12 protein-coding genes are annotated in these 11,821 nt (G+C 74.5%); 2 read left to right on the forward strand and 10 right to left on the reverse strand.

The annotated features are described in order from the left end of the window. Positions 1-134 precede the first annotated feature (134 nt). Positions 135-2,987 (forward strand): ATP-binding protein, encoded by a 2,853-nt coding sequence (locus ACFQO7_RS15240; RefSeq protein ID WP_376806937.1) that lies wholly within the window; start codon positions 135-137, stop codon positions 2,985-2,987. Positions 2,988-3,464: 477 nt separating this feature from the next. Here ACFQO7_RS15240 and ACFQO7_RS15245 read toward each other — a convergent pair whose 3' ends face one another. From ACFQO7_RS15245 to ACFQO7_RS15260, 4 genes are all read right to left on the reverse strand, one after another. Further along, positions 3,465-4,307 carry an AbfB domain-containing protein gene (locus ACFQO7_RS15245; protein WP_376806938.1) on the reverse strand — a complete coding sequence of 281 codons (843 nt, stop codon included), beginning with the start codon at positions 4,305-4,307 and terminating at the stop codon, positions 3,465-3,467. A 53-nt stretch (positions 4,308-4,360) separates the two neighbouring features. Then, positions 4,361-5,086: a YidC/Oxa1 family membrane protein insertase gene (locus ACFQO7_RS15250; RefSeq protein ID WP_376806939.1), complete on the reverse strand. Its 726-nt coding sequence runs from the start codon at positions 5,084-5,086 to the stop codon at positions 4,361-4,363. Between the two features lie 101 nt (positions 5,087-5,187). Continuing rightward, the gene (locus tag ACFQO7_RS15255; RefSeq protein ID WP_376806940.1) at positions 5,188-5,487 is read right to left on the reverse strand and encodes a DUF6412 domain-containing protein; all 300 of its coding nucleotides are present in this window, start codon (positions 5,485-5,487) and stop codon (positions 5,188-5,190) included. A gap of 134 nt (positions 5,488-5,621) precedes the next feature. After that, positions 5,622-6,389: a putative protein N(5)-glutamine methyltransferase gene (locus tag ACFQO7_RS15260; protein ID WP_376806941.1), complete on the reverse strand. Its 768-nt coding sequence runs from the start codon at positions 6,387-6,389 to the stop codon at positions 5,622-5,624. 265 nt (positions 6,390-6,654) lie between these two features. On the opposite strand from ACFQO7_RS15260, the gene ACFQO7_RS15265 reads away from it, so the two are divergent. Next, complete coding sequence (locus ACFQO7_RS15265; RefSeq protein ID WP_376806942.1) at positions 6,655-7,083, forward strand: NUDIX domain-containing protein; 429 nt, start codon at positions 6,655-6,657, stop codon at positions 7,081-7,083. A gap of 51 nt (positions 7,084-7,134) precedes the next feature. Here the strand turns inward: ACFQO7_RS15265 and ACFQO7_RS15270 are convergent, their stop codons facing one another. From ACFQO7_RS15270 to ACFQO7_RS15295, 6 genes are read right to left on the reverse strand one after another with little or no spacing between them, the layout of a single operon-like run. Continuing rightward, positions 7,135-8,076, reverse strand: a complete 942-nt coding sequence (locus ACFQO7_RS15270) for a S41 family peptidase (RefSeq protein ID WP_376806943.1) — start codon at positions 8,074-8,076, stop codon at positions 7,135-7,137. 44 nt (positions 8,077-8,120) lie between these two features. After that, positions 8,121-10,289 (reverse strand): LysM peptidoglycan-binding domain-containing protein, encoded by a 2,169-nt coding sequence (locus ACFQO7_RS15275; RefSeq protein ID WP_376806944.1) that lies wholly within the window; start codon positions 10,287-10,289, stop codon positions 8,121-8,123. Between the two features lie 44 nt (positions 10,290-10,333). Continuing rightward, positions 10,334-10,741 (reverse strand): hypothetical protein, encoded by a 408-nt coding sequence (locus ACFQO7_RS15280; RefSeq protein ID WP_376806945.1) that lies wholly within the window; start codon positions 10,739-10,741, stop codon positions 10,334-10,336. Next, complete coding sequence (locus ACFQO7_RS15285; RefSeq protein WP_376806946.1) at positions 10,738-11,175, reverse strand: TadE family protein; 438 nt, start codon at positions 11,173-11,175, stop codon at positions 10,738-10,740. The genes ACFQO7_RS15280 and ACFQO7_RS15285 overlap by 4 nt, the downstream gene beginning before the upstream one ends. Then, positions 11,172-11,663, reverse strand: a complete 492-nt coding sequence (locus ACFQO7_RS15290; RefSeq protein WP_376806947.1) for a TadE/TadG family type IV pilus assembly protein — start codon at positions 11,661-11,663, stop codon at positions 11,172-11,174. Before ACFQO7_RS15290 ends, ACFQO7_RS15285 begins: the two co-directional genes overlap by 4 nt. Continuing rightward, positions 11,594-11,809: a hypothetical protein gene (locus ACFQO7_RS15295; protein WP_376806948.1), complete on the reverse strand. Its 216-nt coding sequence runs from the start codon at positions 11,807-11,809 to the stop codon at positions 11,594-11,596. Before ACFQO7_RS15295 ends, ACFQO7_RS15290 begins: the two co-directional genes overlap by 70 nt. Positions 11,810-11,821 lie beyond the last annotated feature (12 nt).

Raw genomic sequence — 11,821 nt, forward strand, 5'->3', positions numbered from 1 at the left:
CTCCTCTTTCCCTGCGCCGCAACACTACCCACGGCCCGCGCGGTCGACCGTCCCGGCAAGCCCGGGCCACCGCTGTCGTGATCACAGCACGGGACGACTTGGCGTCGATGCCCGACAGCGGCGAAGATACGGTCGTGCAGACAGACCGCGGGTTCGTCGGGCGCAACGAGACTCTGCAACGCTTCGGCCACGCTGTGGCCGATCCACCCGCAGTGCTGTTCGTCGCGGGCGAAGCCGGCAGCGGCAAGACCCGGCTGATCAACGAGTGGCGCCGGCAGGCCGCCCGCACGGTGCTGGCTGCCGCGTGCCCGCCGATCCGGCCGCCACTGCCGCTGGCCGCGGTGACGGGGCTGCTGCTGAGCGCCGAGCCGCACCTGCCCCCGGCATCCGCCTTGAACCCACTGCTGGGCGCGCTGCGCCCGCTGCTGCCCGAACTCGCCGACCGCATGCCGCCGGATCTGCCGGGGCTGGCCGACCCCGCCGAGGAGCGCCACCGGATGCTGCGGGCGATCCGCGTGCTGCTGGGCTCGCTGGGCCGGGTCACCCTCGTCGTCGAGGACCTGCAGTGGATCGACCCGGACTCGCGCGACCTGCTGTCGCTGCTGATGTCCGCGCCGCTGCCCGAGGTGTGCCTGGTGCTGTCCTATCGGCCCGAGGAGCTGGCGGTGCCGGGACTGCCGCTCGGCGTCGCCGCGGCGTACGCCCCGCAGATGCGCTCGGCCACCGTGCGTGTCCAGCCGCTGCAGGCCGAGGAGGTGCGCCAGCTGGTACGCCAGGTGCGGCGGCAGACCGGAGCCAACCCGGACGTGCCGGCCGACTTCACCGCCCGGCTCGCCACGGCGACGGGCGGGGTGCCCCGCGTCATCGAGGACGTGCTGGAGCAGTTGCGCCTGCCCGGCGAGGACCCCGACGGCACCGGCTTCGGCCGGTTCGCCCCGCCCGCCCGGCTGCGTGAACTGACCAACGCCCGCGTCGCCGCGCTGTCCACGGCCGGGCGGCGTATCGCCGAAGCCGCCGCCGTGCTCGACGAACCCGTCGCCGAGGAGCTGCTCGCCGAGGTGTCCGGGATGGACGCCGGGCAGGGCCGCGACGCGCTCGTCGAGGTGCTGGCCGGGGCGGTGCTCGCCGAGGCTGAGGACGGCCGCTACGGCTACCGCATCCCGCTGGCCGCCCGCGCCGTGTACGAGGTGATGCCCGGACCGTGGCGGCGCGAGCTGCACAGCCGCGCCGCCGCCGCGCTCGCCCACGGCAACGCCGCCCCGCAGCTGGCCCGGCTGGCCCACCACCACCGCCGCTCCGGCCAGCACAAGGCCTGGATGCGCCACGCCGAGGCGGCCGCCGAACGCTACATCGCCGACGGCGACAACGAAGCGGCCATCGCCACCCTGGAGGAGGTGCTCGCCGACCAGACCGTGCCCCGCAACGTGCGCACCCGGCTGACGATCCGGCTGGCGCAGACCGCCGAGGTCGGCCGCCGCTCCGACCAGACCGTCGCGCTGCTGCGCCGCATCATCGCCGACGACCGGCTGCCCGTCGCCGCCCGCGGCGAGCTGCGGCTCAAGCTGGGGCTGGTGCTGATGAACCAGGCCGGGGAGTACGCCGAGGGCGCGGCCGAAGTGGAACAGGCCGTGGACGAGCTGCACGAGCGCCCGGCGCTGGCCGCCCGCGCCATGGCCGTGCTGTCCTGGCCGGTGCTGCACTTCTCCTCGTTCAGCCACGACCTGGGCTGGCTGGAACGCGCCGAGGAGGCCGCCGCGGCCTGCGACGACGCCGCCATCAAGATGGCCGTGCTCGCCAACCGGGCCACCCTGCTGATGAACTGCGGCGACCCCGCGGCCTGGACGGTGGCGCAGCGGCTGACCACCGAGGGCGGCCCGAACCTGGCCGTACGCCAGCAGGTCGCGCGGGGCCTGCAGAACCTCGCCGACGCGACGATCCTGCTGGGCCGCCACCGCGCCGCCGAGGACTTCCTGCGCCAGGCCACCGACCTCGCCGCGCAGGTCGGGGCGTCGGTCACCTCCACCACGGCCCGCTGCACCATGCTGCGCCTGGACTGGTCGATGGGCCGCTGGACCGGGCTGGCCGACCGGGCCACCGAGTTCATCGGGCCGGACGGTCCCACCACCGAGGTCGAGGGCCACCTGGTGACCGGGCTGCTGGCGATGGCCCGCGGCGACTGGGACACGGCCGAGTCCTCGCTGGCGGCGGCGGGCGTCGCCGCTCCGCACACCAGCACGGTGCCCGTGGTGGCCGCGGCGTCCGGGGCGTACATCCGGGTGCTGGCGGCCCGGGGGCAGCTCGACGAGGCCGTCGCCGAGACCCGCCGCGCCGTGGCCCGGGTGCGGGCCAAGGCCATCTGGAACTGGGCCGCCGAACTGGCCCCGTACGCGGTGCACGTGCTGGGCCAGGCGGGCCTGACCGCCGAGGCGCGAGGCCTGACCGAGGAGTTCGCCGCGGGCATGCGCGGGCGGGAGTCGCCGCTGGCGGAGGCGTCCCTGGAGCTGTGCCGCGGGCATCTGCTGGCCGCCGAGGACCGCCATGCCGAGGCGGTGGAACATTTCGCCGGTGCGGCGAAGGGCTTCGCGGCGCAGCCGCGCCCGTACGAGGCGGCCCAGGCCGAGGAAGGCCGGGCCCGCAGCGAACTGGCTTTACGACCCGGCGACGCCGACGCGCTGGCGGTGCTGGCCGCGGCCGGAGCCGTGTTCACCGGGCTGGGCGCGGGCTGGGACGCCGCCCGCTGCCAGCACACGCTGCGCGAACACGGGGTGGTCGCGCGGGGCGGGCGGCCCGGCTACGGCGGCGGCCTCACCCCACGGGAACGGGAGGTGGCCCGGCTGGCCGCGCAGGGGCGCACCAACCGCGAGATCGCCCAGATGCTGTTCCTGTCGCCGCGCACCGTCGAACAGCACGTCGCGCGCTCGCTGCACAAACTCGGCGTCCACTCCCGAGCCGAACTGGCCGGGGTGGAGCTGGACCTGCCTGGTTGATTGGACGTCGATGTGAGCGGCCCCCGGAGCCGTTGCCGGCGCCGGAGGCCACCTCCTCCCCAGGCCCCGTCGCGGCCCTGGCACAGACCGGGCGACGGTGGATCGAGCCTGTCGTTCGTGCTGGTGGTGGAGGAGCGACGATCGGCCGCTCCCCCACCTCAGGGTCGTACGCCGCCAGCTCTGGATGACGACGCATCTCCCTGCCACACCGCTCAGCGAGAGCACTGGTTCCGACCGGCGGTGACCGGCCGTTACCTTCAAACCGTTCGGGTCCCTCCGACGGGGTGCGAATCCACCCAGCGACACGGAGACGAAGTCACGTGCCGCTGGGGAGTCGCTCGGCGGTTCCCAGGTGGTCCACCCATGCCTTCAACGATCGCCGAGCGCGGCTGTGGCGACAATCCGTAGAGCGCTACGTAGCCATACGCAAGTAACCGGGGCTGCCTACGGATGGGCGTGGACCATGCAAATTGCAGGTCAGCCCCAGGGTGCGCTGACCGCGAAGGCGCACTCGCGGTCGAAGCGGTCGTCCCGGTCCCGCCACCGGTCGATCCACAGCTCCTCGCCGCGCAGGTGGACGTAGTAGCCGCGGTAGTTGTACGACTCCAGGTACACCGCGCCCGCGACCTTGCCCGGCCGGACGCAGAACGTCGCATCGGCCCGGAACAGCGACGACCCGTCGCTGCGCTCATGGCGGATCCGCCAGTCGCGGTGCCGCAGGTAGCCGCCGTCCACACCGACGAACGAGAAGCAGCTCTTGTCGGCCAGCCCCGCCGCGACGGTGAACGTGGCCGCCTGCCGCACCCCGCCGGGGCTGGCCAGGGTGACGCTCACGAGCGAGGCGAGGCCGCCGCTCTGCCGGACGAACCGGTCCGGGCGGTCGGCCGCCCGCAGCGACCGCTGGCTGCCCGCCAGCAGCGCCGACGGGGCCAGCGACTGGCCCGGCACCGGCGCCGCGGACGACGGCGCGGCCGCCGACGGGTGCGCGGACGGCCGCGCCGCCGGGCCGCCCGGAAACTCCCGCACCGGTGGCTCCGCAGACTCGCTGACCGCGCCGAACCCGTCGACGTATCCGCGCGAACCCGCGGTGGGCAGCGCCGCGGGCTGCGGGATCACCTGGTCGGAGGGCCGGGTCAGCGCCCAGCCGGCCGTCGCGGTGCCGAGCACGGCGGCGACGGCGACGACGATCACGACCGGCCGCCGGGAGCGCCTCGGCTCCGGCGCCCGCTCCTGCGCCGCGAGTTCCTCGACTGTCGCCGGCAGGCTCAGCCTGGGCAGGATCGTCGTCGCGTCGTCCTCGTTCGCCCGATGCTTGGTCACGCCAGGACGCTACCGACGAGCCCCGGTGCTCGCGATCGGCTGTCCGACCGAAGTCACGCCTCCGCCGGGCGCACGGCCGCGGCCAGGACCGGGTAGCCGCGGCGCAGCAGCGCGTTCTCGGCGACCGTCCACGCCGTCGAGGTGACCAGGTAGAGCAGCGCGGCCAGCGGCAACACCACGGCGCTGAGCAGGATCGTGTACGGCAGCACCCGGGGCAGCGCAGCGAGCAGGCCCGTCGGCGGTTCCGGCTGCAGCGCCGCCAGGCGTACCGCCCGCTGTGACGAGGCCCACGCGAGCGCCGTCAGCACCGCCACCACGCCGGCGAACACGGCCAGGTGCGGCAGCCACGCCGCCGACGAGGCGAGCAGGTGCGCGCTCAGCGGCACCTCGAACAGCGTGCTGTCCAGCAGCACATTGGCCTGCCCGGCGACCGTGGCGCTCGCGAACAGCTGGTACAGCACGATGAATACGGGCGCCTGGAGCAGCATCGGCAGGAACCCGGCCAGCGGCGACACGCCCGCCTCGCGGTGCAGGTCCGTCATGGCCTGGGCGAGAGCAGCCGTGTCCTTGCCGTGCTTCTTGCGCAAGGCGGCCAGCTGCGGCGCGAGCGCGGCGCGGGCCCGCTCGCCGCGTACGGCGGCCCTGGTCAGCGGGTGGAGCAGCAGCCGGACCAGCATGGTCACGGCGACGACCGCCGCGGCCACGCCGCCGACGGGAGCGAGCAGGGTGGACAGGTGGACGACCGCGGTGTGCGCGGCATGGAACAGCGAAGCGAACATGGAAGGCAGACCCCTCTGCGGGTACGGCTGCCCGGCCGGGACGTCGGTCGACCGGCGGGCGTGGACTCGGACCGTGTGGGCCGCGCCCGGTGTGCGCCGGGTCAGCAGGCCAGAGGGGTGGAACCGGGTGCTCGCGGCCGGGGGCGGCCCGCCGCGTCGGGGTCGCGCTGGCGCAGCACGCCGGTGTGCTTGGACAGTTCGCGCAGCGCGAGGTCGATCGCGGCCCGGCTCGACGGCCGGCCCGCGATGCCGTGGGCGGCTACCGCCAGGGCGGTGATGAGCAGCAGGGCCGCCGCACCGGCGAGCACCGTGCCGAGGCTCGGCTGGTCCGCCGCCACGCCGGCGCACAGCACGGCCAGCCACAGGGTCAGAGCCCAGCGGGAGGCGGCGGCGATCGGCACGCGGTCACCGTACCCGCACCGCGCAAGATGTCGTGCAATCCGGTGTTGAGAGCCCTCGGAAGGTCGACCGCCTCCCGGCCTCGGCTCCGCGCGAACCTCTTCCGCGGGCGCCTCAATCACCGAATCGGCGGCGTTCAGGCCCGTCGCCCGACGACCACGACCGCGCCACGCTCGTCGCAGTGGGACAGCCGCGGGCTCAGTCCTGTCGCGGCGAACAGGGCGCAGGCCGTGTCCGCCTGCTCGTCGCTGGTCTCCAGGAGCAGGTGGCCGTGCGGGGCGAGCCAGTCCCCCGCGCCGGCCAGCACCCGGCGGGCGATGTCGAGCCCGTCGGGGCCGCCGTCGAGGGCGACCACCGGTTCGTGCAGCCGTGCCTCCGGCGGCATCAGCGCGATCGCGTCCGTCGGCACGTACGGCACGTTCACCACCAGCACGTCCACCCGGCCGCGCAGCGAGTCCGGCAGGGGCTCGTAGAGGTCGCCCTCGTACACGTGGCCGCCGAGGGGTTCCACGTTGCGCCGGGCGCAGGCCACCGCGGCGGGTTCGATGTCGGTGGCGTGCACCTCGATGCCGCCCTGCACGGCCAGCACGGTCGCGGCCGCGCCCGACCCGCAGCACATGTCCAGCACCACGGATCCCGGCCGCAGGAGGCGCGCGGCCTCCTCGACCAGCAGCTCGGTGCGCCGGCGCGGCACGAACACGCCCGGGTCCACGGCGATGCGCCGCCCGCAGAACTCGGCGAAGCCGACGATGTGCTCCAGCGGCAGCCCCGCGACCCGGCGCGCGACCATCTGCTCCAGCTCGGCCGGCCCGGCCGCCGCCGAGATCAGCAGCTCGGCCTCGTCCTCGGCGAACACGCAGCCCGCCGCCCGCAACGTCGTGATCACATCCGCCCGCACCGGCACCCCTCCCCCGACCCGGGCCAGGCTACGCCGACAGGCACGGCCGCGACTCGAACGGGTCCTCCGCCGGCGTCGACCCGGTCGGCCGGGCGTGGCGGCGGCCGACTGACAGCGGTCCCGGCACGGCTACATCTATTTTGATGTGGCCACATCAAAATAGTTGTGGACTGCGGCAGAGGCATGTACTGCGACACGGGGTTCTGACGTCACCACGGCGGCCCGGAGGACGGTCCCTGCCGGACGCCGTACCTGGCTAAGATCCCCGCCCATGCGGAAGTTCGTGGCCGGGGTGCTGCTGGTCGACGCCGACGGGGCGCTGTTGCTGCAGGAGCGCGACGAGCACGCGCCGACGTTCCCGAACCAGTGGGCCTTCCCGGCCGGGGTCGCCGAGCCCGGCGAGCAGCCCCTGGAGGTCGCCCACCGCGAGCTGTACGAGGAGACCGGCCTGCGCGTCGCCGAGCTGGCCCTGTACTGGGCGGGCCCGATGCCGGAGAGCCCGCTGTACGGCTACCTCTTCCACGGCCGCACGACCGCCCGCCAGGCCGACGTCGTGCTCGGCGAGGGCCGCGCCATGCTCTTCGTGCCCCCGGCCGAAATCCTCTCCCTGGACCTGGCCAGCTACGCCCGCCCCGCCCTCATCGCCTTCCTGTCCTCACCCGATTACCAGCGCCACCTGCGCCCACCCACCGCGCGGTGATCATGAAGTTATGGCAGTGACACGCCGTCGAACACTGCCATAAGTTCATGATCAACCAAGAACAGCGGCGGCGGCGAGGGCCTCGTCGCGGGTTGCCGGGGAGGCCGTGGTGGCGAGCACGTGGTCCAGGGCGAGGCGGTAGGCGGTGGGGAAGGCCTGGTCGGCGGGGACGGCGATGTCGGGGACGACGCCGGTGCCCTCCCAGTTGGTGCCGGTGATCGGGTTGATGGAGCGGGCCACCGGGACGGTGATCTCCAGGGTGGGGGTGATCGGGAAGCGGTCGGTGGGGTGCGCGCCGCCGCGAGTGGTATCGCCGATCAGCGTCGCCCGGCCGTGGGACTGCAGGTTGTAGCTGAGTTCCTCGCCGGCGGAGAAGGTGGAGTCGCTGGTCAGGACGTATACGGGACGGTCCAGGTAGCGCTCGCCGGGCAGGTAGGCCACGCTCCAGTACTGGCGCAGCGAGGTGCCCGCGCCGGACTCGATGCTGTTGAGGTGGGTCTCGCCGTCGGGGAAGAAGTAGCTGGTCCAGAAGATGGCGCCGTCGGGTGAGCCGCCACGGTTGCGGCGCAGGTCGATGATCAGCGCCTCGGTCTGGGAGACCAGTTCCATCGCGGCCGCGATCGCCCGGCCGCCCAGCCCGGCCATGGTGATGCCACGGAGGTCGAGGCAGCCGACGTTGCCGTCGAGGCGTTCCACGCGGGCGATGCCGTGGTTGGTGACGCGCAGGTGCTCGCGGTAGACGGCGTCGGCCTCGGCGGGGTCGACGGTGGTGTGCAGGCGGGGGTCGCGGACGCGTACCCGCAGATGCTTGTCGGCGCAGTGCTCGGCCAGCCGCAGGGTGAGCGCCTCGGCGAGCGCCGCCTCGTCCAGGCCGTCGTACTCGCCCTCGGTCAGGCGGCGGCGAACGTCGGCCGCCGCCGGGACCGCACGCTCGGGGAACACGTAGTTGGCGCACATGAGTTCCATGGCACGCTCGACGAGAAGCTTTGGCATGGCCGACACCGTAACGGGCCGCCCGGTGGGCGGTCGTCGGGGTTTCAGCGCAGGCGGTGGCGGGGCCCGGTGGACTGCACCGGCACCCGGGCCACCTGGGCCAGCCCGGCCACGTGCGCGGCCAACCGGGCGCTGGTCAGCTCGCAGGCGGTGATGTCGGTGACGGCCAGCCAGGACATGTGCACGCCGCCGTCGGCGGAGATGCTCGCCGACCAGCGCGTGCCGGTGGGATGCGTGGCGATCACCGCGACCCCGACCCGGCCCAGGTCGGCCAGCAGCGCGTCCAGGTCGCGCAGCTGCTCGGTGTGCTCGCCCCACGGGTCGGCCACGAACAGCAGCTGGATGCCCCAGGCGTCGCCGGTCACGTTGTTGATGCGGGCCGTCGGCATGTCTGCGGTCTGCGAGTCGTGCAGCACGGCGGCGTTGGCGGCGGCGCGGCGGCCGATGCGGGCCAGGGCGTCGCTGACCGACGAGCTGGTGCGCACCCGGTCGCTGAGCGCGCCGAGGGCTCGCATGTCCGCGCTGCTCAGGCCCGCGACGGTCACCGCGGCCTCGTCGGCCCAGCTGGCGGTGGCGGCCTCGGCGACCAGGTAGCGCAGCAGGTCGTCGCAGCGCTGCGGGTCGCCGAGCAGGGTCAGCAGGCCGGTGCGCTCGCCGTCGACGAACAGCTCGCCGCCCTGCGGCCAGGTGCCGATCTTGAGCAGGCCGGGCAGCAGCGACGGGGTGTCGACGCGATCGGGCAGCCACGACGACGCCGACAGCGACCAGGTGTTGGGCCACTGCACGTCGAACGGCTCCGGCGGGTCCGCGCACGGGGCGGCGAGGATGATCGCGAGGTCGCCGCCGTGCTCCCAGGCAGCGGCGATGTCGGGCATCTCCCACGGGGCGCGCCCGCGCAGCCCTGCGGTGAGCTGGCGCAGCCCGGCGTCGAGGCGTTCGGTGGCACGGTGGCGCGGCGGCACCTCACGGGTCCGGTAGCCGAGCGGGCTGCGAACACCGCCGACGCCCCGGCGGCGGCCCACCCGCAGCCGGTGCAGGCGACGGATCCGGCGGCGCACCACGACGTGCCCGGCGAGCACCCCGGCCAGCGCCAGCCCGGCGCCGGCGGCGAGCACCTTGGTCCGGCCGGTGCCGGGGTCGGTCTCGTCCAGCGGTATCACGTTCGGGCGGGTCGCCGGGGCGGGCACCGCCGAGGTGGCCGGGGCCGGGGCCGAGGGCGTCACCGCGGTCGCCGGCGCGGGCGCCGCCGGCGGCGGGCTGGCCTGCGGGGACGGGGTCGCCGGGGCCGGGGTCGCGGGCGGGGGCGGCGTGGCGGGCTGCTGCGGGGTGGTGGGCTGCTGGGGTGCGGGTGTCTCGACGGCGGGCAGCAGCAGCTTGCCGGTCGCGTGGCGGATCTGGCCCCGGTCGTGGGCGTCCGCGGGCAGCACGATCCGCCAGCCCGGCTCGATGTGGTTCGGGTTGCGGATCAGCTGCGGATTCAGCGCCGCGAGCTGCTGGTATCGGTCGAAGTCGCCGGTGAAGCGCTGCGCGATGCAGCCGAGGTAGTCGCCCTTCTTGACGACGTACACGGGACGTTCGACGCGTTCGCGGAGCGAGGCCTGGTGCCGTTCCACCGCGGCCGCGACGGCCTGCACGGGCGTGGGAGCCGCATGGGCCTGCATGGGCGCGGAAGCCGCGTAGGCCTGCACGGGCGCGACCGAGGGCGCGGCGTACGCCAGGGCGGGCGCGACCCGGGGTGCGGCCACCACACCGGCGTACGGCGCGGACGGAGCGGTCGCCACGAGCCGGGCGGCGCTCGGCGCGGGCAGGGACGGCAGCGCGGCGGTCGCCACGCTCGCCCCGGCGAACACCGCGATGAGCGCACCCACGAGCACGGCCGCGACCCGCTGCTGCAGGCCGAGGCCGGGCAGCCGGGCGGCGCGGCGGCCGCTGATCCGGGCCCCGATCTCCACCAGGATGCTGAGCGTGAAGGTGGCCCAGGCGATCCAGCCGGCCACCGCGAGCGTGTTCAGGAACAGGTCGCCGTTGTCGGGCGAGGTCAGCGCGGTGGTGATCTCGTCCAGCGTGGGCATCTGCCGGGGCAGCGGGTTGCCCGCGAGCTCCATCAGCGCCACGGGCACGCCCGCGACGATCGCCACGATCCCGGTCAGCGAAGCCAACCCGGCGAGCAGGCGCAGGGTCCAGTGGGGGCGGTTGCGCCGGACTGGTGCCATGATCGCGCCCTTTCGTGTGTGGCTGCTCGGCCGGCCGAGCAGGTCTATCCGATGAGGAGTGTCGCGGTGGCCTCGCCGGTGGCGCGCCACGTCGCCCCGCCGAGGAAGGCCAGGCCGGTGGGGTTCTCGTAGGTGATCGTGGCGCTGACGGTGACCGTCGTGTTGTCGGGCGCGATGGTGACCGTGCCGGTCGCGCCGACGGTGTTCAGGTAGGCCTGCGCGGCGTTGGTGGCCAGCGTCAAGTCGATGATCTTGTCGCCGCCCTGGATCGCGAGGGCCGGGTTGATGGCCTGCCCGGCGCTGCGGGCGGCCTCGGCGGCGATGTTGTCGGCCCGCTGGTAGGCCCGCAGCCGCCCGCCGCCGACGACGACGAGGCCGAACACGAAGACCCAGGCTTGCGCCATGATCACCACGAAGACCGTCGCCTTGCCCCGGTCGTCACGCCACCTCATGTGCGGCTCCGGTACGTGTCGAGCGGGCTGGTGAAGGAGGACTCGATGACGAAGCTGCCCGGCACACCCGGCATCGCGATGTCGGCGAACTGCAGCTCGCAGACGACCCGCACGGTGACCGTGGCGGCCACGCCCACCGGCTGCTGGAACCCGCTGGGGTCGACCAGCTCCGCGTCGAGCGGGTCGCAGGTGAGGCCCGCGGCCAGATAGGAGTTGCGCGCGGCGGTCTCCGCCTGGCTGCGGGCGTCGCCCTCGGTGCGGGCCAGGCTGGCGGTGCGCGCGGCGTCGTACGCGGCGGCCTCCCCGGCCTGCCGGGCCAGGCTGTACCGGCCGCCGACGATCACCGCGGCGAAGAACAGCAGCACCGAGGGCACCAGGATGGCCAGTTCGATGGCGGCCGAGCCGCGGTCTCCGCGGCGGGCAGGCGTGCTCACGGCACCCACCTCTCCACCGGCCCGTGCGCCTGCTGCGTGACGTCGAACGGGTTCAGGAACGGCAGCAGGCTGACCGCCCGCCCGGTGACGACCACGGTCACCTCGGTGTTCGTGACGTTGCGGGTCGCGGTGACCTCCGCGCCCTGCAGGCCGATCCCGATCCGGCGCAGGAAGTCCTCCGCGTTGGCCTTGGCCGAGGCGTCGGTGCCGCCCTGCTGGCGGCCCGCGTACGCGCCCTGGGTCGCCGCCGCGAGCGCGACGGAGCGGGCATAGAAGTAGAGCCCCGTCTGCACCACCATCAGCGACACCAACAGCAGCGGCGCGGCGATGATCGCGAACTCGACGGCGGCCCCGCCGCGGTCCGGGCACGCCCGTGACCGGCTCCACCCACGGAGCCGGTCACGGAGCGGGCGCGAGGTCACGGACCGGCCGGCGCGTCTGGCGCGTCGACGGGGACCTGCTCGATCCACCCCTGCGCGATCTCCCACACCGCGAAGGCGATGGCGGCCGCGGCGAGCGCCATGATGGTGACCATCACGATGTGCGGCACGGGACCTTCGCCGCGGTCCCGGACGGCCGGGGACAGCAGGGTGCGCAGGCGGACCTCGACCGCGGCGCAGAACGTGTTGAACATATCGCCTCTACT

The sequence above is a fragment of the Catellatospora aurea genome (assembly GCF_042663325.1).
Taxonomy (GTDB): Bacteria; Actinomycetota; Actinomycetes; order Mycobacteriales; family Micromonosporaceae; genus Catellatospora; species Catellatospora aurea.